Genomic DNA, 24,284 nt, shown 5'->3' with positions numbered 1-24,284 from the left:
CGGGCCGCGGGAGGGCCGGTCTTCGAAGGATGAGTAGGCGCCTCGAAAACCGCGGAGCCGTCGCAGGCCCGGCCCGACGGTGGCGCGGAGGCGTCGGGACGCGGGAGCGGGACGCGTCCGGGAGCCGGCTCACCCGGAGTCTCCGCCGGCCTCCTGCCGGGTCAGGAGCCGCTCGATGTCCCGGGTCAGGGCCTGCGGGTCGACACCCTTGGCGTCCACCTCCAGGGTGCGCCCGTCCTCGGTGGTCAGGGTGATCCGGACATCGGAACGCCGCTGCGCGATCCACGTGGACACGCAGTTGGCGAGGATCGCGCCCACGCCCCCCGAACCGACCGCCACCACCAGGGCGTCCAGCGCCCCGCCCATCTCTCCTTGCGCCACGGGGGCCCGCTGCGCCTGCACCCGCCCCCTGAGGCCGTCCTCGTGACGTAACCAGTCCAGCAGCGAGCGCAGTTGGTCGTCCGCACCGCCCGCGCCGATCCGCAGTCTCCGGCTCTCGCTTCGCACCACATGGCCATGCTGCCTCAACGGCCATGTCAGCGGGCCGGATTGACGCATTCCTCTTCCGCCCCTGGGGCGACGCGGACGCGGGCGCGGCGATCAAGGAGGAGGCCGGTCACCCCGTCGTCGCCGGTACCGTCACCGCCGTCACCACCAGCCCCGAGGCGATCAGCCACCGGCCGCTGAACTCGCCCAGCTGCCGGCCGTCGACGACCGGGCCGGGGACGAGGAGGCGGGCGGTGAACGTGGCGTCGGTCGGGTCGAGGGTCAGGTGGGCGTCCTCGAAGCCCAGCCAGCGGCCGGTGAGCGGATACCACGCCTTGTAGACGCTCTCCTTGGCGCTGAAGAGCAGCCGGTCCCAGGAGATCTCCGGCTGGTGGGCGGTGAGCCGGGAGATCTGGGCGCGCTCCTCGGGGAGGGAGACCAGGTCGACGACGCCGGGGTCGTTGATCGGTTCGTTCGGCTCCGCGTCCAGACCCAGCGCGCGGATGTCCGCCGCGCGGGCCACCGCCACGCCGCGGAAGCCGGTGCAGTGGGTCATCGCGCCGACGATGCCGTCCGGCCAGCGCGGGGCGCGGCCCGGCCCGGGCAGCACCGGGGCCGGCGCGATCCCGAAGGCGGCGAGCGCCCGGCGGGCGCAGTTGCGTACGGTGCCGAACTCCCGCTGGCGATGGGGGACGGCGTTGGCGACCAGGGCCCGTTCCTCCGGGTACATCTCCGCGACCGGGTCGTCGTGGAAGGACTCGGCGGTGGCTATCGGGGCGGGCAGCAGTTTTTCGATCACGCGGGGACTCCGGTGGTCGCGACGGGGAGGATCTGGACCGGGCGGCCGGGGGAGCCGGGGCGGCGCCGCCACTCGCGAGGGTAGCCGAGCGACACCTCCTGGTGCGGCACACCGTCCACGATGATCAGGCGGGGGATGTGCAGGTGCCCGTAGACGACGGATGCGGCGCGGAAGCGGCGGGGCCAGTCGGCGGTGGCCTCGGTGCCGCACCACAGGGCGAATTCCGGGTACCACAGGGGCCGGGTGGGCTCGCGGACCAGCGGCCAGTGGTTGACGAGGACGGTCGGCACACCGTCCGGGAGGGCGGCGAGCCGGGCCTCCGTCTCCGCCAGCCGGGCCCGGCACCACGCCTCGCGCGTCGGGTAGGGGTCGGGGTGGAGGAAGTACTCGTCGGTGCAGACGACCCCGGCCTTCTCGGCCAGGGCCAGCGCCTCCTCCTTGGAGCCCACCCCCGGCATCCGGAAGGTGTAGTCGTAGAGCAGGAACAGCGGCGCGATGACGACCGGGCCGCCGGCGCCCTCCCAGACCGGATACGGGTCCTCGGGGGTGAGGACGCCCAACTCCCGGCAGATCTCGACCAGGTGCTCGTAGCGGGCCGCGCCGCGCAGCTGTACGGGGTCCTTGACGGGGGTCCACAGCTCGTGGTTGCCGGGCACCCACACCACCTTGGCGAACCGCTCGCTCAGCAGGGTGAGCGCCCAGCGGATATCGGCTTCGTACTCCCCGACGTCCCCGGCGACCAGCAGCCAGTCGTCGTCGGACTCCGGCCGTAACCGCTCGACGATGTCGCGGTTCTCGTCGTACCGGACGTGCAGATCGCTGACGGCGACCAGCCGGCCCTCCCGGGAAGCGGGGGCCGGCCCGACGGTGGCGTGCTGGGCGCCGGGGGCGAAGGTGCGGATCTCGTAGGTCACCTCTGAAGTAAAGACGGTGACGCGGGGAGAGTGAAGTGAGTCCCGGCATCCAGTGGGGCGTGCCGCGGGGCTGTCACGGGGCCGTCATCCGCCCGTCACCGGATCCCGGGGAGGGGCGCCGCCGCGGCGGATGCGGGTGGCGAGCCAGAGGTCGAAGCGGTCGTCGGGGTCGTCGAGGCGGCGGCCGGTGAGGTCCATGGCCTTGTCCAGGCGGTTGCGGACGGTGTGGCGGTGGACGCCGAGGCGGCGGCTGGTGGCGTCCCAGGCACCGCCGGTCTCCAGCCAGGCGGCGAGGGTCGCGATCAGCTCCTCGCCGTTGTCCGCGAGGTCCAGCGGGCCCAGGACGGTGTCGGCGTAGCCGTGCAGCGTACGGCGGTCGCCCAGGTCCAGCAGCAGCCGGGCGGCCTCGCTCTGCCGGGCCTCCGCGGGCCGGCCGCTGGTCCGGCTGACGGCGAGCAGCCCGGTCGCCTGGCGCAGCGACACCCGCACCCCCTCCGGCGCGGTGGCCGGGCCGATGCCCGCCGGGCAGTGCGGGGCGAACCGGCCGAGCACCGCATGGATGTCCAGTTCCTCGCCCACCACGGCCTCGATGACCGGGCCCGATGCCGGGCCGGCGGTCACCCGGACCAGCCCGCCGGGCATCGCCAGCGCCAGATCGGCGGCCGTCTCCTGCGCGGCGCCCTCGGCGGCCCCGGCAGCCGGGGACGGCCCGCCGCCTTCGCGCGACCCCGGCACAGCGGCCTCCACCACGACCCCCCGCACCCGCTCCGCGGTGAGCCCCGCCGAGGCCAGCATGTCCCGGGCCCGGTCCGCCGGCAGGTCCTCGTCCGCCAGCAGCTCCGACAGCAGCGCCGACCGGCGCCGCCGCTCCGGTTCGTCGCGTAGATGGCGCCGCTCCAGCTCCAGGGAGAGCAGCGAGATCAGCCCCGGGACGACGGAGCGGGCGGCGGCGTCCGGGTGGCCGGTGAGCAGCAGCAGCCCGCGCAGCCGGCGAGCGCCCAGCGGCTGCACCTCCAGCTGCTGCCCGCCGACGGTGCTCGACGCGCTGCCGCGCAGCCCGCGCGCGGCGACCCGCTCGACCAGATCGCGGGCCTGCGCCGGCGGCGCAGGCGTCTCCCGTTCACCGGCCGCCAACTGCCGCCCCAACGGGTCGAGGACGGTCGCGCCGATGCCGGTGGCGGCGGTCCACTCCTCCAGCATCGGCTGGAGCCCGTCGCTGGTCGCCGCCGCGGCCGTCAGCCGCCGCTGGGTGGCGAACGCCCGGTGCAGCACCTCGCGCTGCTCGTTGGCGCGGGCGTCGAAGACCGCCTTGGTGACGGCGATGAACGGCACCTCGTCCGGCACCGTCAGCAGCGGCAGGCCCGCTTCCCTGGCCGCCGTCACCAGCGGTTCCGGTGCTTCCTGGTACGGGAGCCCCTGACCCAGCCCGAGCGCCAGGCAGGCCGCGCCGCCCTCGGCCACGTCCCGGACGTACGCCCGGCAGGCGTCCGGCTCCATCGGCAGCAGCAGGCCGATGGTCATCAGCAGCTCGCCGCCCTGCAACCACTTCCCCGGGACCAGCAGATCGGAGACGGTCGCCGCCTCGATGGTGCGGGCCAGCAGCTCCGGCGGGACGTCGTAGGTCACCGCCAGATTCAGGCCCGGCCGGTCCAGCAGGTCCGAGATTCGCAGAGGCATAGACATAGTGTCCATCACATATCTCTTGAATGGACGATCGGGCGATCGAGTCCCGGCGGGAGGACGCCGAAGTTCACACCACCGCGTGCGCGGGGAACGCCGGCCAGGCCCTGGACCGTCGGGCCGGCCGCGGCCGGGGCGCGTGCGCGGAGGACGCTCCAGCGGATGAGCGGGTGCGGTCTGTTCCGTTATGGTCGGCCAGTAGGGAGGGATTCCCACCGGCCGGCCGCCTCTTCCGGCCCCCGGGCCCGCCCGGGCGGGCCGGCCCCGTCGGACGAAGGGACGTGAGCGTGCGATGCGGGTGGCGTTTCTGGTGGCTCCGCAGGGCACCGAACAGGTCGAGCTGACCGAGCCGTGGCAGGCGGTGACCGCCGCGGGCGGCACCCCGAAGCTGCTCTCCACCGGGTCCCGGAAGGTGCAGGCGTACCACCACCTGGACCGGGCCGACACCTTCCCCGTCGACCTGGACGTCTCCGCGGCGTCGGCCGCGGACTTCGACGGTCTGGTGCTGCCCGGCGGGGTGGCGAATCCGGACGCGCTGCGCCTCGACAAGCGGGCGGTGGCGTTCATCGCGTCGTTCTTCGCGGCCGGGAAACCGGTGGCGGCCATCTGCCACGCGCCGTGGACGCTGATCGAGGCCGACGTGGTGCGCGGCCGTACGCTCACCTCCTGGCCGAGCCTGAAGACCGACATCCGCAACGCGGGCGGCACCTGGGTCGACGAGCCGGTCAGCGTCTGCACGGCGGGCCCGAACACGCTGATCACCAGCCGCAAGCCCGGCGATCTGGCCGCGTTCTGCGCGGCGTTCGTCGAGCAGTTCACGCGGTAGCGGAGCGCTCCGGCCGGTCCCTCCCCCCGACTACTCCTCCCACTCCGCCTCTTCCGACTCCACCACCGCCACCGACCCCGCCGCCAGCCGCAGCACCCCGCCCTCGTCCGGAAGCAGGGGCTCCGGCCAGCCCGCCAGCGCCCGGAATGCCGGCGTCCGGGCTGCCGCCCTGCGGGCCGCCCCGGCGACGGGGACGGCGGCCGTGCCGCGCGCCGCGAGATTGACCGCCAGCCCGAGCGGGCCGCGGCGCAGGAGCAGCCACCGGCCCTCCTCGTCGTAGGTGACACGGGTGCGGGCCGGATCCGGGTCGGTCAGGGCGGGGCGGTCGCGGCGCAGGGCGAGCAGGGTGCGGTACCAGGCCAGCAGCGAGGCGTGCGGCTCGGTGGCGGGTTCGGTCCAGTCCAGGACGCAGCGGTCGCGGGTGGCCGGATCCTGCGGGTCGGGCCAGTCGGCGGCGGGGCGGCCCCCGTTGGCCGGTGCGCTGCCCTCCTGGGCGGCGAACTCCCGCCGCCGTCCGGCCCGTACGGCCTCCGCCAGCTCCGGGTCCGTGTGGTCGGTGAAGTACTGCCAGGGCGTGCGCGCCCCCCACTCCTCGCCCATGAACAGCATCGGTGTGAACGGCGCGCACGCCACCAGTGCGGCGCCGCAGGCGAGCAGTCCGGGGGAGAGGCGGGCGGTGAGCCGGTCGCCGAGCGCGCGGTTGCCGATCTGGTCATGGGTCTGGGCGTAGCCGAGCAGCCGGTACGGCGGCGTCGCCCGCAGGTCGAGCGGTGCGCCGTGCGCCCGGCCGCGGAAGCTGGAGTAGCCGCCGTCGTGGAAGAAGCCGCCGGTCAGCGTCTTGGCGAGGGCGGCGAGCGGGGCGCGCGCGAAGTCCGCGTAATAGCCGTGCGATTCGCCGGTCAGCGCGGTGTGCAGGGCGTGGTGGAAGTCGTCGTTCCACTGGGCGTGCAGGCCGTGCCCGCCGCCGGTGCGCGGTGCGGTGGTGCGCGGATCGTTGAGGTCGGACTCGGCGACCAGGAACAGCGGGCGGCGCAGATGCCCGGCGAGCGCGTCCACGGCTGCGGACAGTTCGGCCAGGAAGTGCCGGGCGCGGCCGTCGTGCAGCGCGTGCACGGCGTCCAGCCGGAGGCCGTCGGCGCGGTAGTCGCGCAGCCAGCCGAGCGCGCTGCCGACGAGATAGCGGCGCACCTCGTCGGAACCGGGGGCGTCCAGATTCACCGCGGTGCCCCACGGCGTGTGGTGGGTGTCGGTGAAGTACGGCCCGAATTCCGGGAGATGGTTGCCGGACGGGCCGAGGTGGTTGTGGACGACATCGAGGACGATGCCGAGGCCGTGGCCGTGCGCGGCGTCCACGAAGCGCTTGAGGCCGTCCGGTCCGCCGTACGGCTCGTGCACCGCCCAGGGGGCGATCCCGTCGTAACCCCAGCCGTGGGTGCCGGGGAACGGACAGACCGGCATCAGGGAGACATGGGTGATGCCCAGGTCGGCGAGGTGGCCGAGGCGGGCGGCGGCGGCGTCGAAGGTGCCTTCGGGGGTGAACGTCCCGATGTGCAGCTCGTAGAGGACCGCGCCGGGCAGCGGGCGGCCGGGCCAGGGGTGCCGCCAGGCGAACCGGCCGTGCTCGACGACCGCGCCGGGCCCGCCGGGGCCGTCCGGCAGCCGGGCGGCCCGCGGGTCGGGGCGCGGCGGGCCGCCGTCGATGCGGAAGGCGTAGCGGTCGCCGTGCCGGGCCGGTGCCTCGGTGCGCCACCAGCCCGCGCGGCCGGTGTCGCGCGCCAACGGGACGGCCGGTTCGGCGGACCGGTCACCCGCCCACTGGAGAGCGACCCGCCCGGCGTCCGGCGCCCATACCTCGAACAGCACGACTGTCCTCCTTCGTTCGCTCCCGGCCGGGAACGCCCCGGCCCCTGACGACGAAAGCACGCCGCCGCGCCGCCCGACAGTGCGACGTGGCGCGGCGGGCCGGGATCGCGCCGTGCGCTGCGCCGTTCCGGCGAGCCGCGCCGCGCCCGGGCCGCGACCGCGGTCCGCCCGCCGCACCGACATCGCCTGGACACCGGGTCACGGTGGCCGGAGAATCACGGTATGACTTCGCTCCAGTTCCCCGCGCGGCCCTCGGACGCCGACCGGGAACGCGCCCTTGAGCTGCTGCGTGACGGCGCGGCGCAGGGACGGCTGTCCCAGGACACCTTCCTCCGGCGGCTGGAACTCGTCCTGACCGCCCAGCAGCAGTCCGAACTCGCCCTGGCCACCGCCGACTTGGAGAGCCGCGGCAAGGTCCAGGGGATGGTGCTGCGGACGGTCGGCCGGGTGTCGGCGTTCCACATCCGGGTGCGCAGGGCATGGCGTACGGAGCGGCTGCCGAAGCTGATGCTGCCGGAGCCCGGACCCTTCCCGCTGCTGATCGGGCGGGCGCCGGGCGTCGGGCTGCGGCTCAACCACGAGACCGTCTCCCGCAACCACGCCGAGCTGCGCAGCGAGGGCAAGGGCTGGATGCTGCGCGACCTCGGCTCCACCAACGGCACCTGCGTCAACGGGCGCCGGGTGGTGGGCGAGATACCGGTCGGGCCGGGCGACCACATCCGGTTCGGGCAGGTGGACTACGTCCTGACGGAGCGTTGAGCGGGCGCGCGGACCGGCCGCCCTACGAGGCCTCCGGCGCCGCCCCCTCCGGCAGGCACCAGGCGCCCCCGTCCCGCACCGGCCGGTCCCCCGACGGGGCGGACGTCCAGACCCCTTCGCCGTGCGTCAGCCCCGGCAGCGCCGCCTCGCACGCCCGCACCCGACGCGCCGCGACCACCCCGCTGACCAGCCACCTCCGCCTCCCCCCTGACGTCTCGGCGGAGGTCTCACCGACCTGTGCACCCAGCGCCGCCAGCCGCGCGGTCACCGGAGCGAGCGCGTCGAGCGGCAGCTCCGCCTCGAACGCGTGGTACGGCTCGTGGATCCGGGTGCCCGCACGGTCGAGCGCCCGCAGCAGGACGGCGGACGTGACGGTGCGGAAGTGCCCCGCGACGCTCACCGGCCCGACGAAACCGGAACGGGTCAGCACCACCCGGCAGTCGGTCACCGCCAGCCCCCGCGGCCCGCGCCGCAGCGTCGCCAGGGCGGTCTCCTCGATGGCCTGGTGAAAGCCGTGCGGCAGCGCGCCCAGCTCGGTCTCGTAGGCGAACACCGGGCCGGAGCCGCGGGCGCCCGGCTCGACCCGCAGCCCGACGGTCGCCCACGGCCCGGTGTGGCCGCGCCGGGCGATCTCGTGGCACGCCTCGCCGGTCCCGCACGGCCGCTCGACGCACACTACCCGGCTCGGCGCGAACTCCGCCTCGGTGCCGTACTCCTGAAGCAGCGTCGCCCCGATGATCTCCTTCTGCACCTCGCCGTGCAGCAGCAACGAGGTCGCGCCGCCGGCCGCGGGCCGAGCCTGGAGCAGCGGGTCCTGGTCGGCGAGGGCCAGCAGCGCGGCCCGCAGCGCGGCGGCGCGCGCCGGGTTCCGGGCCCGGACGACGGTCTCCAGGGTGGGCGCGGCGAAAAGGCCGGCGGGGGCTTGCCCGCCGGACCGGTCGTCGTCCCCACCGGCCCCGTCCCCTGCCCCTGCCCCGGATTCCGGGAGCGGTGCACCGAGCCGGTCGCCGGTCCGGATGCCGGGCACTCCGCGCAGCACCGCGATATTGCCCGCGGTGAGCGGCCCGCCGGCACCCGGCGGCCGACCGATGACGTCGAGCCCGGTGATCCGCCCGGCCAGTGTCGCGCTGCCGCCGTCCGCCGTGCGGCGGTGCAGCACGATCCGCTGCCGGGGCCGCAACTCGCCCTCGTAGAGCCGGACATGGGCCGTCCGCTCGCCGCCCGGCGGCTGGTGCACGGCGAACACGGTGCCCCGCGGCCCGGTACCGGCCGGCACCGGCGCCGGCGGGATCAGCCCGGCCATGCCCGCGATCAGCGCATCGATGCCCTGCCCGCCGAGCGCCGACCCGAAGTACACCGGGTGCAGCGAGCCGTCCGCGGTCCGGGCGGCCAGCGCGGCGCGCAGCTGCCCGGCGGACGGGGTGACGCCGTCGACCAGCTGCGCCAGCACCGCGTCGTCCGCCTCCGCGACCACCTCGGCGATCCGCTCGCGGACCGGCGGGTCGGTCAGCGGGTGTGCGCTCGCGCGCGCCCGGGGCGTACCCAGCCCGGCAACGGCCGTCATCGGGACGGCGACCGGGGCGAGTCCGCGGCGGATGTCCGCCAGCAGCGCGTCACTCCGGGCGCCGGCCCGGTCGATCTTGTTGACGAAGAGCAGCGTCGGCAGCCGCAGCCGCCGCAGCGTCCTCATCAGCAGCCGGGTTCCGGCCTGCACGCCCTCCACGGCGGACAGCACCAACACGGCGCCGTCGAGCACCCCGAGGGCGCGTTCGACCTCGGCGATGAAGTCGGCGTGGCCAGGGGTGTCGATGAGGTTGATCCGGACGTCGCCGGCGGTGAACGAGGCGACCGCGGAGCGGATGGTGATGCCGCGCTGCCGCTCCAGGTCGCCGGTGTCCGTACGGGTGTCGCCGGCGTCCACGCTGCCGAGCCGGTCGATGGCGCCGCTGTCGAACAGCAGCCGCTCGGTGAGGCTGGTCTTACCCGCGTCGACGTGGGCCAGGATCCCGATGTTCAGGGTGTGCGAAGGCGAAGGGGCCATGGAAGGTGGATTCCTCAAGAACTGTCGTCCGGCTGGGGCGATGAGTAGTTCCGAGGAATCGGCGCATTCCGGGCTCCTTGGTCAGGGGAAGCGGGCGTACGGGACGATCGTGCCAGCCGTACGCCCGGATGCAACCGAATTAATCCGCGACGGGCCCGCGGGCGGGGCCGCGGCCCGCGCCCGCCCGCGGCCTCAGTGCTGGTGCACCCGTTCCTGGAGACCGAGCATGAGTTGCACAGGCTCAGCCGCGTGCCCCGAACGGTGTTGGGCACACCGGTCGCCCGCGTCCGCGCGGCATCCAGCGCCATCGCAGTTCCCTGACCCCCGCCCCGCCAGCGTCAGAAACGCCCCGCCGACCGCCTCCGACAGCGTCCCGGATCCCCATCGACCCGCCCCGGCGCCGCGAGATCACCGTCTTCTCGCGGGTGGAACCGACCGGCGGAGCGGCGGAGTTCACCGAACTGCTGAAGGAGAGCGGCGACCGGGACGGCGGCTGATGTCCCATCAGCCGCGCGCGCCCGGCTCCTCCCGTACGAGCAGTGCCACCGGCCACCCCGCCATCAGCTCCTGCACCGCCACCGCGGCCCCGCCCGCCAGCGCGCGGCCGGTCAGCAGCTCGCGCCAGGTGCCGCCGGGCGGCAGCCGCAGCACGGTGTCCCACCAGCCGCCGGTCTCCACCAGCCGCAACGACAGCCGGGTCACCGCCGTGACCACCCGCCCGCCGCGCCCGAAGGCCACGCAGTGCTCCGCCGCCGGCCCCTCCGCGGTCAGCGGCTCGTACCGCGCCGCGGCGCCGAACCACTCCGGATGCTCGCGCCGCAGCCGCAGCGCCACCGTCGTCAGCCGCAGCTTCTCGGCAGACAGATCGCCCGGTGCGATACCGCCGTCCAGATCGTCCAGCAGCTCGGGCCGGAACCGCGCGGGCTGCCGGTTGTCCGGGTCGACCAGCGCCGTGTAGTCCCGCTCGGTGCCCTGATAGAGGTCGGGGACACCGGGCATGGTGAGATGCAGCAGCGTCGCCCCCAGGACGTTCGCCCGGACGAACGGGGCGAGTTCGGCATCCAGCGCGGCCAGCGTGGCGGCTGCCGGACCGCACGGCCCGCCGCGGACGAACTCCGCCACCGCCTCTTCGTAGGCCGCGTCCGGTTCCGTCCAGGACGTCCGCAACCCGGCCTCCCGCACGGCCTTGAGGACCGCGGGCGTCACCCTCGCCGAGCCGTCGCCGGGCGGTGGCGCCCCCAGCCCGAACGCGGTCTGCCAGGCCGTCCACGCCGCCATCGGATCCACCGGAACCGCGCCCTCCGCGACCTCCCACCCGTCGGCCACCTCGCCCAGCACGTCCCGCCACCGGTCCGGGCACTCGGAGAGCACCGCGATCCGCGCCCGCACGTCGGCACTGCGCTTGGTGTCGTGCGTGGAGAGCACCGTCCCGCTCGCCGGCCAGTCCCGGTGCAGCCGCGCGCAGTACTCGTGGAACGTCCCGGGGCCCAGCGCGGGTTCCCCCGGATCGCCGCCGACCTCGCAGGCCGACAGCAGCACCGGATAGCGGTAGAAGGCGGTGTCCTCAACGGACTTGGCGTGCAGCGCGGACGCGGTCTGGGCGAACCGCGCCGCGAAGTCCGCCGCGTCCTCGGCGTCCTCGGCGTTCGCGGTGTTCTCAGTGTTCATGGCGTTCTCGGTGCCCGCGGCGTACGGGTCTTCCCCGGCGCCGGTCCCGAACCGCCCCAGCACCAGATCGCGGACCAGGTCCACTGCCGCCGCCTCCTCCGGCACCCGGAACGCGGTCCGCGCCCGCTCCGCCGCCGCGTCCACCATCGCCGCGTCCGCCGCCGCGCGCGCGGCATCCGCGCCCTGCGCGGCGTACGGCCGGTAGACCGGCAGCCGTACCAGCAGTTCGCGGACCGCCTGGCGCAGCGCCCAGGGCGCGTGATCGCCCGGCCGGGGCGCCCGCTCGCTGATCCGGGCCGCGGTGCGCACCAGCCGCGCCACCTCCGCGGCCAGATCGTGCGTCACCACCTCGTAGGCGGCCCGGCGCACCGTCTCCTCCCAGTCGCCGCCCTCGTCGGCCAGCGGGGTGACGAAGTCCCGGTAGTGCGAGAAGAGCCGCCCGGCGCCCTGCGGGCAGACGAACAGCCCGTCGATGTGCCGCAGCGCGTCATAGCCGGTGGTCCCCGAACACGCCCAGTCGCCCGGCAGCCGCTCGGCACCGGTCAGGATCTTCTCCACCACCGTCCACCGCCCGCCCGTGTGCTCCCGCAGCCGCGCCAGATAGCCGCCGGGGTCCACCAGCCCGTCCGGGTGGTCGATCCGCAGCCCCTCGATGACGCCCTCGCGCAGCAGCCGCAGCACCGTGCCGTGCGTCGCCTCGAAGACCTCGGCGTCCTCGACCCGGACCCCGATCAGCTCCGAAATGGTGAAGAAACGACGGTAGTTGAGCTCCGTGCGGGCCAGCCGCCACCAGGCGAGCCGGTACCACTGCGCCTCCAGCAGCCGCCCGACCGGCAGCCGCTCGGTCCCGGGCCGCAGCGGAAAGGCGTGCCCCCGGTAGCGCAGCACCCGCCCCTCGACCGTGAACTGCCCCAGCTCGTCGCCGATCCGCCCTTCCAGTACAGGCAGCAGCAGCCGCTCCCCGTGTCCGCCGTCCCAGTCGATGTCGAACCAGCGCGCGTACGGCGACGCCGGCCCGTCGCGCAGCACCTCCCACAGCGGGCCGTTCAGCGACACCGGCGCGGGCACCGCCATGTGGTTCGGCACGATGTCGGCGACCAGCCCGAGGCCGTGCGACCGGGCCGTCGCCGACAGCGCCCGCAGGCCCTCCTCGCCGCCCAGTTCGGCCCGGACCGCCGTGTGGTCGGTCACGTCGTAGCCGTGCGTGGAGCCCGGCACCGCCTCCAGCACCGGCGACAGGTGCAGATGCGACACCCCGAGCGCGGCGAGGTACGGGACGGCCCGCTCCGCGGCGGCGAACGGGAAGTCCGGCTGGAGTTGCAGCCGGTAGGTGGCGGTCGGCGACGGACTCGTGGGCTGCGTCATGGGAACACCCGTACCCCGCTGAAGGCCCGTTGTGTCATCGTGTTGCGTCATCTCGGGCCGCCCCGCAGGTCGTGGTTTCGTCCACACCGGGGGGCGTCGGCGCCGACGATCTTCGTACCTCCCGCCCGTACGGTTGCCCGCCGCACCCCCGATAGCGTCGTGTGATGACCGCCGTCACCGCCACCTACCGCCGGGTGATCGCCCTGGGCGGGCCGCTGCTGCCCGTCGTCTCCTTCCTGGGGCGGCTCCCGACCGCCATGTGCCAGCTCGGCAGTCTGCTGCTGGTGGCCGAGACCAGCGGTTCGCTGACCACCGCGGGCCTGGTGGGCGGCGCGCTGGCGGCGGGTCAGACGGTCGCCGGCCCGCTGACCGGCCGGCTCGCCGACCGGCACGGGCAGCGCCCGGTGGTGCTCGCCGCCTGCTGGGTCAACGCGCTCGCGGTCGCCGCCCTGGTGACCGCCTCCCTCGCCGGTCTCGCGACGCTGCCGCTCGCCCTGATCGGCCTGCTGGCCGGGGCGAGCGTGCCGCAGATCGGGCCGCTGGCCCGCACCCGGCTCGTCGCCCTCGCCCACCGGGCGGGGGCCGGCGACCGGGTGGTCGCCGCCGCGCTGTCCCTGGAAGGCACGCTGGACGAGGTGTCCTTCGTGCTCGGCCCGGCGCTGGTGGGGCTGGCCGCGTCGGTCGCCCATCCGGCCGTGGCGCTGGCGCTGGCCGCGGTGCTGCTCGCGGTCTGCGGCACCGCGTTCGCGCTGCACCCGACGGCGGTGGTGGTGGTGCGGCCGGCGGCCGACCGGTCCGCGGGGAGCGCCGGGGATCCGCCGCACGGCCGCCCGGCCCGCGCGAGGACGCCCCGCGCGGTGCACGCCATGCGGCTCTCGACGGCGCTCCAGGGCGCCATGTTCGGCGCCTGCCAGGCCGGTATCACCGCGCTCACCGAGCGCCTCCACCAGCCCGCCCAGGCGGGGCTGGTCTATGCGGCGATGGGCGTGATGAGCGCGGTCGCCGGGATCTCGCTGGCGCTGGTGCCGGCCCGGATCGGGCTGCCGGCCCGCTGGCGGACGGCCGCCGTGGCGCTGATCGCGCTCTCCGCGCCGCTGCTGTTCGTACGGTCGCTGGGCGCGCTCTATCTGGTCGTCGTGGTGCTCGGCGTGGCCTTCGCCCCGCACCTGATCACCCTCTTCGGCCTCACCGAGCGGCTGGTGCCCGCCACCCGGCTGGCCGAATCGATGGCCTTCCTCACCAGCGCCGTGGTCGGCGGCCAGGCCCTCGCCCTGGCCGTCTCCGGCCGGCTCGCCGACGCCTACGGGCCGGCCGCCGCCTTCGCGGTCGCCGTCGGTGCCGCCGTGCTGATCCTCGGCGTCGCCCTCACCACCCGCGCCGGCGCCCGGCCCGCGCCGCCCGTGCGCGGCTCCCGGCCTGCCCGGGAGCCGGCCGCGGACGCCCCGGCCGCCTCGGGCCTGTCCGGTGGATCAGGGGCGGACACGCCTTAGCCGGACGCCGTCACGCGGGCCGCTGGAGCACCAGCAGACTGCGCCCGATGAGCATCAGCCGGTCGCCCGCCTTGACCTTGGCGCCGGCGCCGTCCGTCGCCGCCCGCGGCCGGTCGGTGTCCACCACGACCTGCCACTGCCGGCCCAGATGCTCCGGCACCGTGAACTCCTTCTCCTGGTCATGGGCGTTGAACATCAGCAGGAACGAGTCGTCGGCGATCGGCTCGCCGCGCGGCCCCGGTTCGGAGATCGAGCTGCCGTTGAGGAAGACCGCCAGCGACTTGGCGTGCACCGACTGCCAGTCGCGCGGCCCCATCTCCGCACCCGCCGCGGTGAACCAGGCGATGTCGGACAGCTCGTCGTGGGCCCCCTCCATCGGGTGCCCCTGGAAGAACCGCCGCCGCCGGAAGACGGGATGGTCCCGCCGCAGCCACACCATCCGCCGGACGAACTCCAGCAGCTCCCGCTCCTCGTCCCGCTCCGCCGCCCCGTCCGCGCCCCCGGCGTCCGGCGCGTCCGCTGCCCCATCGGCCCCATCGGCCCCGTCGGCCTCGACCGCGTCGTCACCGGCACCGGACCCGTGATCGCCGCCGGCCGCGCTCGCCCGCTCCGGCCAGCGCACCCACGACAGCTCGTTGTCCTGGCAGTACGCGTTGTTGTTGCCGCGCTGGCTGCGCCCGAACTCGTCGCCCTGGCTGAGCATCGGCACGCCCTGCGACAGCATCAGCGTGGCCAGGAAGTTCCGCATCTGACGGGCCCGCAGCCGCCGCACCGAGGGGTCGTCGGTCGGCCCCTCCACCCCGCAGTTCCAGGACCGGTTGAAGCGCTCGCCGTCCCGGTTGTCCTCGCCGTTGTCCTCGTTGTGCTTGTCGTTGTACGAGACCAGGTCGCGCAGGGTGAAGCCGTCGTGGCAGGTGACGAAGTTGACAGAGGCGAGCGGGCGCCGCCCGTCCTCCTGGTAGAGGTCCGACGAACCGGCCAGCCGGGACCCGAACTCCGCCAGGGTGCGCGGCTCGCCGCGCCACAGATCCCGCACGGTGTCCCGGTACTTCCCGTTCCACTCGGTCCACAGTGGCGGGAAGTTCCCCACCTGGTAGCCGCCCTCCCCGACGTCCCACGGCTCGGCGATCAGCTTCACCTGGCTGACGACCGGGTCCTGGTGCACCAGGTCGAAGAACGACGACAGCCGGTCCACCTCGTGGAACTGCCGGGCCAGGGTCGCCGCCAGATCGAAGCGGAACCCGTCCACATGCATCTCCTGCACCCAGTAGCGCAGCGAGTCCATCACCAGTTGGAGCACGTGCGGACTGCGCATCAGCAGGGAGTTCCCGGTGCCCGTGGTGTCCATGTAGTACTGCCGGTCCTCCGACAGCCGGTAGTACGAGGCGTTGTCCAGTCCCCGGAACGAGAGCGTCGGCCCCAGATGGCTGCCCTCGGCGGTGTGGTTGTAGACGACGTCGAGGATCACCTCGATGCCCGCCTGGTGCAGCGCCCGTACCGCCGTCTTGAACTCCAGCACCTGCTGCCCGCGGTCCCCCCAGGAGGCGTAGGCGTTGTGCGGGGCGAAGAAGCCGATGGTGTTGTAGCCCCAGTAGTTGGACAGCCCCGCGTCCACCAGCCGGTGGTCCTGGACGAACTGGTGCACCGGCATCAGCTCCAGGGCCGTGACCCCCAGCTTCGCCAGGTGGTCGATGATCGCCGGATGCGCCAGCGCCGCGTACGTGCCGCGCAGCTCGTCGGGCAGCTCCGGGTGCCGCATCGTCAGGCCCTTCACATGGGCCTCGTAGAGCACCGTCTCGTGGTACGCGGTGCGCGGCGGGCGGTCGTCGCCCCAGTCGAAGTACGGATTGACCACCACCGACGCCATGGTGTGCGGCGCCGAGTCGAGGTCGTTGCGCACCTCCGGGCGGCCGAAGTGGTAGCCGTAGACCGCCTCGTCCCAGTCGATCACGCCGCTCATCGCCCGCGCGTACGGGTCGAGCAGCAGCTTGGCGGAATTGCAGCGGTGCCCGCGCTCGGGCTCGTACGGGCCGTGCGCCCGGAAGCCGTAGCGCTGCCCCGGCATCACCCCCGGCAGATACGCGTGCCGGACGAAGGCGTCGGACTCGCGCAGCTCGACGGCGGTCTCCGACCCGTCGTCGTGCAGCAGACACAGTTCGATACGCGTCGCGGCTTCGGAGAACACCGCGAAGTTGGTGCCCGCACCGTCGTAGGTGGCACCCAGCGGATACATCTGTCCCGGCCAGACCTGCATGCGTAGACTCTTCCACTTTCTCAACGGGGCTGCGGCGACTCCACGACACGCGTCCGCGGACCGAATCGGCATCCTTCCGCAACTTGTCGCAACTTGACGGATACCGCAGGCTTTTCGCGATATCTCCGCTGAATGGGGGTATGCCCGCAGGCATGTCGGATCGTCCTATCGGGGGACCGGCGGGGCGATCCGCGCCCGACGGGTGCCGACGGACGGTTCACGGGGACGCGGGGGAGGAACCGGACAGACTCCAGGTACACCGAACACCGCTTCTCCGCCACGGACTACAGCACATGCATCCACCGCACCAGCGGCAAGCTGGCCATTCACCCCACCCGCGCCCTTCACGGCGCCCCGCGGCCGGGTCAACGGGCGTCCGCCGGAACACCCCATCGCGTGGGCGGACCCCGACCGCGGCCGTCCGCACGGCTATGAATCCGCTCACGCCGACCGTGCTTTCCGGTCACAACGTGCACTATGAATAAGGGGAGTTGGCAGCCGACTCGATCCATCCTGCTGCACCACCCCCCGCGCCGCAGTAGTCTGCCTTGATCGTTGGCACGGGGGTTCGGAAGGCGGTGGCAGGTGAGCGGCGGGCTGGAGTTGCCCCCTGGTGACGAGAGTCACGAGGGCCAGGAGGGCGGCTCCGTGGACGCACCGCCCGGCGCGGTTTCCCTGGCGAGACCGCTGGAGATCGGTGCGGAGCTGGACTGGGGGGCCGACGCCTGGAGCGAGGTACGCACCCGCGCCCGCCGGGCGGGACGCGCCTACATCTGGCTGAATCTCGTCGAGCAGCGCCTACGGGCCGTCGTATCGGCCGTACTGCGCCCCATCTACGAGCCGGTGCACGGCGACGAATGGGTCATCGCCGCGGCCGGGCCCGCGGGCCAGGAATGGGTCCAGCGCGCGGTGGCGGTCCGCGAGGTCAGCCGGCGCAAGGGCTATCTCCTCGACCCCGCCGACGACAACATCGTCAGCTTCCTCACCCTCCCGCAACTCCGCGAACTGATGGTCCAGCACTGGCCCTGCTTCGAGCCCTACGTGGACGACCGGCGCGATGTCGAGCTGGCCCTGGACGAACTGGAGGTCGCCCGCAACATCGTCTCCCGCAACCGCGCGCTGTCGGAGACCGTCCTCGCCCAGGCCGAGCGCGCCTCCGCCCGCCTGCTGGACACCCTCGGCTCCGGCGCCGGCACCCGTATTTCCGGGCGGCTGCCCATCGACGCCGTCGAGGACCTGGTGGGCGACCGCTATGCCGATGTCATCGGCGTCCACCCCGACCGGGTCCGGCTCCAGCGCCAGCTCCCCGCGGAGGACCTCTTCGGCGGCGCCCGCCGGCTCGACGCGGTGGGCATAGGTCTCAACCTGCTCGTCCAGAACTACTCCGGCCGCCGCCTGGTCCGGCTCGCCGAGTCCGGCTGCCGGGTGCGGCTGCTCTTCCTCAACCCGGCCAGCAGCGCGGTCCGCCGCCGGGAGCGGGAAATCGGCCTCAAAAAGGGCGAGATGAGCCGCTCCATCGAGATGAACATCCTGCACATGCGGCGGGTGCGCGCCCGGCTGCGCGACCCCGGTGCCTTCGAGATCCAGGTCTTCGACGAGACCCCGCGCTTCACCGCCTACCTCGTCGACGGCGACGGCCCCGACGGGGTGGCCGTGGTCCAGCCCTACCTCCGCAAGAGCCGCGGCATGGAGTCCCCGGTGCTCGTACTGCGCGGCGGCGCCCGCGAGGTGGTCCGCCAGGACGCCCGCGACGGACGGGACGGCGACCACGGCCTCTTCGAGATCTACCGCGAGGAATTCGAGAGCGTGTGGGCGGACTCGCGGCCGGTCTCCTGAGGGAGCGGCCGTCCGGGAGCCGCCCCTACGAGGCGGTGCCCCGCTGAGAGGTGCCCGCTACGCGGGCGGCCGGTCGATTGTCAGTGCTGCGTGCGAGAGTGGTCGGGCAACGGGGGAAGTACCACCGAAGGAGGCCGCATGGGTGAGCGTAGCGAGGCAGTCGAGGAGAGGTGCGCGCCGGGCGAGTGCGAGGCCGGGCGACGCGGGGTGCCGGCATGAGCTGGCATCAGGAGCTGCTGTCCGGCTTCGACCTGGAGACCACGGGCACCGACATCGAGCACGACCGCATCGTCACCGCCGCGCTGATCCGACTGGAGGGGGACGGCCGCCCGGCCGGGGCGCGGTCCTGGCTGATCGACCCGGGCGTGCCGATTCCCGATGAGGCGGCGGAGATACACGGCATCTCGACCGCCCATGTCCGCGAGCACGGCAGCCCGCCCGCCACCGCCGTGGAGGACATCACCGAAGCCCTCGCCGAAACCCTGCGCGCGGACATCCCGCTCGTGGTGATGAACGCCCGCTACGACCTCTCGCTCCTCGACCGCGAGTGCCGCCGCCACGGCGTGCCGACCCTGACCGAGCGGCTGGGCCGCGAGCCCGCCCCGGTCATCGACCCCCTGGTCCTGGACAAGCACGTGGACCGCTACCGCAAGGGCAAGCGCGCACTCCAGGCGCTCTGCGGGCATTACGGCGTGCGGCTGGACGGCGCCCATGAGGCGGGCGCGGACGCGGCGGCGGCGGCCGGGGTCGCCCGCCGCATCGGTGAGCGGTACCCGGCCGTCGCCCTGCCGTCGCCGCGCGCCCTGCACGCCCTCCAGGAAGAGGCCGCCGTCGAGCAAGCCGCCTCGTTCCAGGCGTACTTGCGCCGCACCGGCGACCCGGAGGCGATAGTCGAGGCGGCCTGGCCGCTGATCCCGTACCCGCGCTGAGCCGCGACGGCGCCTCGCGCAGACGGGCGCGCCCCGCCCGTCTGCGCGCTGCGTCAGCGGCTCAGAACGGATACCACCGCACCGTCGTGTCCTGCGCGCGCAGGGACGCGATCCGGCGCCGGAATTCCTTGAGCGCGGCCGGGTTTCCGGGCGCGTGCTGGGAGACCCAGGCGCAGCTCGCCGTCTCCCGGGACCCGCGCAGCACGGCGCAGCCCGCCCAGTCCCGCACGTCCCAGCCGTAGGCGGACACGAAGGCGCCGTAGGCGTCCGCGCCCAGGCCGTAGCGGTCCCGGCTCAGCGCCATCACGACGAGGTCGTGCTCGCGCAGATCAAAGGAGAAGGTCTCCAGGTCGACCAGCACCGGGCCGTCGGGCCCGACATGGACATTGCGGGGCAGTGCGTCACCGTGGATCGGCCCGCGCGGCAGATGCGGCTCCAGCGCCGACGCAGCCGCCGCGAACGCATCCCGCCGCCCGCGCAGATACTCCGCGTCGGACGCGGACACGGCGTCGCCGGCCAGCCGCAGCCAGCGCTCGACACCGTCCAGGAGTTCCCGCCGGGGGAGTGCGACCGGCGGATCCGGAAGTGCGTGGACGAGCTTCAGCAGCGCGGCGAGATCGTCCGGTCCGGCGGGCCGGACGGCGTCCGGCAACCGCTGCCAGTAGGTCACCGGATGGCCGTCGACGAGCGCGGCGTCCGGCTCCGCGGCCCGTACGGCCGGCACGCCCTCGTCCGCCAGCCACCGGGCCACGCGCAGTTCCCGCTCGGCGCGCTCCAGCAGTTCGGCGCTGCGGCCCACGCGCACGACCGGGCCGCGCTCGCCGAGGGCGAAGACGGCGTTCTCGCCCAGGGAGAGCAGCGGGGCGTCCGCCGCCGCATCCGGGTGCCCGGCCGCGGCCAGCACCTCCCGGGCGCGCGCCTCCGTGAAGGCGGCGGGGCTGGATTCGGTCATCGGGATGCCTCCTGCGGTGCGTACTCGCGACCAGTGTCGCAGGTCCCCCGACCGGGCCGGAGGCCGCCGGTACGGCTCCGTCCGGCCGGTCCGCGGGGGCCGCGGGACGCGGCGGGCGCGAGCGGCGGTGAACGCGGCGGGGGAGAGGGGCAGTTGGCGCCCTTCCGGCCGAGCATCGCCGTCAGCGCAATTACATTGCACGATACGTATCGTCTCGCATAGCGTGCGGGGCATGCCTCATCACCCCGCGCACATCGCCATGTTCAGCATCGCGGCCCACGGCCACGTCCGGCCCAACCTCGGCGTCGTCCGTGAACTCGTCGACCGCGGCCACCGCGTCACCTACGCCGTCCCACCCGCCTTCGCCGACCTCGTCGCCGCCACCGGAGCCGAGCCCCGGCCGTGGACCACCACCCTCCCCACCGACGAGAGCCCGGAGTCATGGGGCGCCGAACTCATCGACCACCTGGAGCTGTTCCTCGACGACGGGGTCCAGGCCCTCCCGCAACTCATCGCCGCCTACGAAGGCGACATCCCGGACCTCGTCCTGTACGACACCGCGGCCTATCCGGCGCCGCTGCTCGCCCACCGCTGGGGCGTGCCGGCGATCCAGCTGACCCCGCACCTGGTTGCCTGGGACGGGCACGAGGAGGAGGCCGGGGCGGCGATACGCGCCCAACTCCTCGACACCGAGCGCGGCCGGGCGTACTACGCGCGCTTTCGGATCTGGCTGGACGACCACGGCATGACCGGGCTCACCGACCCCGACCGGCTGGCGTCCCGGCCCCGCCGTGCGGTGGTCCTCATCCCCAGGGCCATGCAGCCGAACGCCGACCGGGTCGACGAGACCGTCTTCACCTTCGTGGGCTCCTGCGGGGACGACGGCCCCGGCGCCGGTGACTGGCAGCGGCCGGCCGACCTCGCACCCGGTACCAAGGTGCTCGTGATCTCCCTGGGGTCGGTTTTCACCGACTCCCCGGATTTCTACCGGACCTGCATCGCGGCGTTCGGCGGGCTGACGGACTGGCATGTGGTGATGCAGATCGGGAAGTTCGTCGATCCTTCCGAACTCGGCGAGATCCCCGGCAACTTCGCGGTGAGCGACTGGATTCCGCAGCCGGCGGTCCTCCGCCGGGCGGACGCCTTCATCACCCACGCCGGGATGGGCGGCAGCCAGGAGGGGCTGGCGAACGGGGTGCCCATGGTGTGCGTACCGCAGGCCGCCGACCAGTTCATGAACGCCGACACGTTGCAGGCGCTGGGCGTCGCCAGGCATCTGCCGAAGGAGGAGGCGACCGCGGAGGCGCTGCGGGACGCCGTGCTCTCGCTCGTGGGCGACCCCGCGGTGGCCGCGACCGCCGAGCGGATCCGCCGGGAGATGGCGGACGAGGGCGGCAGCCGACGGGCGGCGGACCTCGTCGAGGCCCAACTCCCCGGCTAATTGGGGCCGGTGGCCGGATCGTGCGGAGCGCGCCCCTGCCACAGGGGGATGGTTGACGGAGTAAACAACTCGTCAGCTATCCCCCTTCATTGCGTCAACGTAAACGGAGTTGAGTCATGCATCGTCAACTCGCTTGCGTTTTTGACCAGTTCTGCGGCCTTTTGTGTTTTTGCAGGGTTGTTGCCTATCTCACACGGCCCGGCGGCCCTTGAATTGACCTCGTCAATCCGACAAGGTTTCGAACCAGTCCGAGGGAGATCTTCCGTATCTCTCCGGGCAGTTGAGCAACGCTTCCCCCCACACCACGAACGAGGAGAACCCTCGCAATGGCTCATAAGCGTTCCAGCAAGAAGCGGCTCGTCACGGCGATATCCGCCGCGGTGGCCGCCACTGGTATCGCCGCTGTCACCGCGGTCACCGCGGGTGCGTCGCCCGCCGCCGAGGGCAAGGTCTACGGCGCCGAGGCCAAGGGCGCCGTCAAGGGCAGCTACGTCGTCATGCTGAAGAAGTCCGTACACGCCACCGAGAGCGGCGACCTGGCCGCCAAGTACGGCGGCAAGGTCAACCGGACCTTCACCTCCGCCATCAACGGCTTCTCGGCCAACGGCCTCTCCGACGAGGACGCCAAGCACCTCGCCGCCGACCCGGCCGTCGACAAGGTCGTGCAGAACCACACGTTCCACATCGACGGCACCCAGGAGAACCCGCCGTCGTGGGGCCTGGACCGCATCGACCAGACGGACACCAAGGGCGACGGCAAGTACAACTACCCGGACAGCGCGGGCGAGGGCGTCACCGCCTACGTCATCGACACCGGCATCCACATCAGCCACAAGGACTTCGGCGGTCGTGCGTCGTACGGCTTCAACGCCATCGACAAGAGCGACAAGGCCGAGGACGACAACGGCCACGGCACCCACGTGTCCGGCACCATCGCCGGCACCGACTACGGTGTCGCCAAGAAGGCCAAGCTGGTCGCCGTCAAGGTCCTGGACGCCCAGGGCTCAGGCAGCACCGAGCAGGTCGTGGCGGGCATCGACTGGGTCGCCAAGAACCACAAGGGCCCCTCGGTCGCCAACATGTCGCTCGGCGGCGGCGCGGACGAGGCGATCGACGCGGCAGTGAAGAAGGCCATCGACTCCGGCGTCACCTTCGCCGTGGCGGCCGGCAACGAGTCCACCGACGCGGGCCAGAGCTCCCCGGCGCGCGTCAAGGAGGCCATCACGGTGGCGTCCAGCACCAAGGACGACCAGCAGTCCGACTTCTCCAACTACGGCAGCGCCGTCCACATCTACGCTCCGGGTACCGACATCACCTCGGACTGGAACAACAGCGACGACGCCACCAAGACCATCTCGGGTACGTCCATGGCGACCCCGCACGTCACCGGTGCCGCCGCCCTCTACCTGGCCGACCACAAGGACGCCAAGCCGGCCGACGTGGACAAGGCGCTGACGGACGGCGCCACCGCTGACAAGATCAGCAACCCGGGCCAGGGCACGCCCAACAAGCTGCTGAAGATCGTGAAGTAACCGACTCGATCGTTCAGCACCGCACGCCGGCCGTCGCGCTCGCCCCCACGGGGCGCGGCGGCCGGCGCCGTTGCGTGCGGCGAGTCGGCAATGCACCTTCCCCTGCGCGGAGTTATCCACAGGAGGCTGCCTCCGGCCCCAACTGCGGGGTGCTGCGGCTACCGTCAGTGACATGCACGGAGGACTGCCGTTCATCGGCATCAGCACCATCATCTACGGCGCGATCGGAATCGTCTGCGTCGTGGTCAGCGCGATCCGCAGGACAGGGGGAAGCTCATCATGCACACCGTCACCGTCATCGTTCCCGCTCACAACGAAGAAGAGGGCCTTCCGGCCACGCTGGAATCCCTCGCGCGGCAAACCGTCCCGCCCGACCGGATCCTGGTCGTGGACGACGGCTCCACGGACCGCACCGGAGAAGTCGCCGCATCGCACGGAGTGACCGTACTCCGCCCACCGCACCGGCTCGGCAGCAAGGCCAAGGCGCAGAACCACGCCCTGCCGCACTGCACCACCGACCTCGTCCTGGCCGTCGACGCGGACACCGTCCTGGCCCCGGACTACCTCGCCCGCGTCGTCCCGGTCTTCGACGACCCCACCGTCGCAGTGGCGGCGGGTACCGTCCGCACCCGCCACACCCGCACCGTGTGGGAACGCGGACGCTCCACCGAGTATCTGTTCGGGTTCCACTGGCAGCGGCCCATCCAGGCCCGCGCCAACAGCCCCATGGTGTGCTCGGGTTGCTGCTCCGCGTTCCGCCGCGACGCGCTGGTGGCGTTCGGCGGATTCCCCGAGCGGACCATCGTCGAGGACATGGATTTCACCTGGTCCCAGCAGATCGCCGGCAGACGCGCGGTCTATGTCTCCGACGCGGTCGCCCTGGCCGCCGATCCCGAGGACCTCACCTATCTGCGGAAACAGGTCTGGCGCTGGATGGCCGGCTTCTGCCAGAACGTCCGGCTGCACCTCGGCCAGTTGATCCTCCGCAAACCGCTGCTGGCGCTCTGGGTGCTGCTCGCCCTGTTCGAGATCCTCACCGCGCCTCTCTGGTGGGCCACCCCGTTCGTGATCGCCGCGGCCGGCGGTGTGTCCCCCCTGCCCGCGTTCGCCTGGTGGGCCGGTGCCGATCTGCTCCTGACCGCACCACCGCTGATCTACGCCGCCCGCCGCCGCAAACTCCCGCTGGCCGGCGTGCTGGTGAACATCCCCTGCGTCTACGCCACCAAGGCCGTCAACCTCGTCTACGCCTGGAAGGCCCTCGTCGTGGAACTGGTCCTGGTGCCCCTGCACCTCGCACGGGGCCTGACGGTCTACGAGAAGGGCCGGGCCGACTCCCCGCGGGGAGGCGTGTCAGCCGCGGCGGTATGACGGCGCCGGTGCCGCTTCCGGCACCGGCGAAGGGCGCCGAACAGGCGCTCGGCCACGCCGAGTTGGACGCCCGGCAGGGAG

At 73.5% G+C, this 24,284-nt stretch carries 16 protein-coding genes and 1 pseudogene; 8 read left to right on the top strand and 9 right to left on the bottom strand.

What is annotated here, in order from left to right; translation table 11 throughout:
* Positions 1–129: 129 nt before the first annotated feature.
* The 4 genes from IEZ17_RS41975 to IEZ17_RS04015 all read right to left on the bottom strand — a co-directional run bounded on the left by IEZ17_RS41975 (position 130) and on the right by IEZ17_RS04015 (position 3,876).
* On the bottom strand, positions 130–510 hold the full coding sequence (locus IEZ17_RS41975; RefSeq protein WP_229851817.1) for an effector-associated constant component EACC1: 381 nt from the start codon (positions 508–510) through the stop codon (positions 130–132).
* Positions 511–616: 106 nt separating this feature from the next.
* Positions 617–1,285: a 4'-phosphopantetheinyl transferase family protein gene (locus IEZ17_RS04025; RefSeq protein WP_189296451.1), complete on the bottom strand. Its 669-nt coding sequence runs from the start codon at positions 1,283–1,285 to the stop codon at positions 617–619.
* Positions 1,282–2,199, bottom strand: coding sequence for a metallophosphoesterase family protein (locus IEZ17_RS04020; RefSeq protein WP_189296447.1), 918 nt, complete (start codon positions 2,197–2,199; stop codon positions 1,282–1,284). The genes IEZ17_RS04025 and IEZ17_RS04020 overlap by 4 nt, the downstream gene beginning before the upstream one ends.
* Positions 2,200–2,283: 84 nt before the next feature.
* On the bottom strand, positions 2,284–3,876 hold the full coding sequence (locus IEZ17_RS04015) for a PucR family transcriptional regulator (protein ID WP_189296445.1): 1,593 nt from the start codon (positions 3,874–3,876) through the stop codon (positions 2,284–2,286).
* Positions 3,877–4,171: 295 nt separating this feature from the next.
* On the opposite strand from IEZ17_RS04015, the gene IEZ17_RS04010 reads away from it, so the two are divergent.
* Entirely contained in the window at positions 4,172–4,705 is a 534-nt protein-coding gene (locus tag IEZ17_RS04010) for a type 1 glutamine amidotransferase domain-containing protein (RefSeq protein ID WP_189296442.1), read from the top strand.
* A gap of 30 nt (positions 4,706–4,735) precedes the next feature.
* Here the strand turns inward: IEZ17_RS04010 and treZ are convergent, their stop codons facing one another.
* Positions 4,736–6,568 carry a malto-oligosyltrehalose trehalohydrolase gene (gene treZ / locus IEZ17_RS04005; protein WP_189296440.1) on the bottom strand — a complete coding sequence of 611 codons (1,833 nt, stop codon included), beginning with the start codon at positions 6,566–6,568 and terminating at the stop codon, positions 4,736–4,738.
* Positions 6,569–6,790: 222 nt separating this feature from the next.
* Between treZ and IEZ17_RS04000 the strand changes: the two genes are divergently transcribed.
* Positions 6,791–7,327, top strand: a complete 537-nt coding sequence (locus tag IEZ17_RS04000; RefSeq protein WP_189296438.1) for an FHA domain-containing protein — start codon at positions 6,791–6,793, stop codon at positions 7,325–7,327.
* A gap of 22 nt (positions 7,328–7,349) precedes the next feature.
* On the opposite strand, the gene otr(A) is transcribed toward IEZ17_RS04000, so the two are convergent.
* Positions 7,350–9,368 carry a tetracycline resistance ribosomal protection protein Otr(A) gene (gene otr(A), locus IEZ17_RS03995; RefSeq protein ID WP_189296436.1) on the bottom strand — a complete coding sequence of 673 codons (2,019 nt, stop codon included), beginning with the start codon at positions 9,366–9,368 and terminating at the stop codon, positions 7,350–7,352.
* 504 nt (positions 9,369–9,872) lie between these two features.
* A complete protein-coding gene (gene treY, locus IEZ17_RS03990) occupies positions 9,873–12,401 on the bottom strand; it encodes a malto-oligosyltrehalose synthase (RefSeq protein WP_189296434.1) in 2,529 nt (842 codons plus the stop codon).
* Between the two features lie 164 nt (positions 12,402–12,565).
* On the opposite strand from treY, the gene IEZ17_RS03985 reads away from it, so the two are divergent.
* Entirely contained in the window at positions 12,566–13,891 is a 1,326-nt protein-coding gene (locus IEZ17_RS03985; RefSeq protein WP_189296431.1) for an MFS transporter, read from the top strand.
* A 10-nt stretch (positions 13,892–13,901) separates the two neighbouring features.
* Here IEZ17_RS03985 and glgX read toward each other — a convergent pair whose 3' ends face one another.
* A complete protein-coding gene (glgX, locus tag IEZ17_RS03980) occupies positions 13,902–16,145 on the bottom strand; it encodes a glycogen debranching protein GlgX (protein WP_189296429.1) in 2,244 nt (747 codons plus the stop codon).
* 585 nt (positions 16,146–16,730) lie between these two features.
* Here glgX and IEZ17_RS03975 point away from each other — a divergent pair.
* Positions 16,731–17,981 carry a DUF5919 domain-containing protein gene (locus tag IEZ17_RS03975; protein ID WP_189296427.1) on the top strand — a complete coding sequence of 417 codons (1,251 nt, stop codon included), beginning with the start codon at positions 16,731–16,733 and terminating at the stop codon, positions 17,979–17,981.
* Positions 17,982–18,196: 215 nt separating this feature from the next.
* A complete protein-coding gene (locus tag IEZ17_RS03970) occupies positions 18,197–18,910 on the top strand; it encodes a 3'-5' exonuclease (protein WP_189296425.1) in 714 nt (237 codons plus the stop codon).
* A gap of 61 nt (positions 18,911–18,971) precedes the next feature.
* On the opposite strand, the gene IEZ17_RS03965 is transcribed toward IEZ17_RS03970, so the two are convergent.
* Positions 18,972–19,862 (bottom strand): aminoglycoside phosphotransferase family protein, encoded by an 891-nt coding sequence (locus IEZ17_RS03965; RefSeq protein ID WP_189296423.1) that lies wholly within the window; start codon positions 19,860–19,862, stop codon positions 18,972–18,974.
* A gap of 232 nt (positions 19,863–20,094) precedes the next feature.
* Here IEZ17_RS03965 and IEZ17_RS03960 point away from each other — a divergent pair, with 232 nt between their 5' ends.
* The 3 genes and pseudogenes from IEZ17_RS03960 to IEZ17_RS03950 all read left to right on the top strand — a co-directional run.
* Positions 20,095–21,303: a macrolide family glycosyltransferase gene (locus IEZ17_RS03960; RefSeq protein ID WP_189296421.1), complete on the top strand. Its 1,209-nt coding sequence runs from the start codon at positions 20,095–20,097 to the stop codon at positions 21,301–21,303.
* Positions 21,304–21,629: 326 nt separating this feature from the next.
* A complete protein-coding gene (locus IEZ17_RS03955; protein WP_189296419.1) occupies positions 21,630–22,835 on the top strand; it encodes a S8 family peptidase in 1,206 nt (401 codons plus the stop codon).
* Positions 22,836–23,066: 231 nt separating this feature from the next.
* A pseudogene (locus IEZ17_RS03950) lies at positions 23,067–24,203 on the top strand (glycosyltransferase family 2 protein); the annotation flags it as partial.
* Positions 24,204–24,284: the final 81 nt, after the last annotated feature.

The sequence above is a fragment of the Streptomyces albospinus genome, from assembly GCF_014648695.1.
GTDB classification, from domain to species: Bacteria; Actinomycetota; Actinomycetes; order Streptomycetales; family Streptomycetaceae; genus Streptomyces; species Streptomyces albospinus.
Note: the sequence above shows the minus strand (reverse complement) of the source record. Positions and strands in the feature narration are given on the sequence as shown.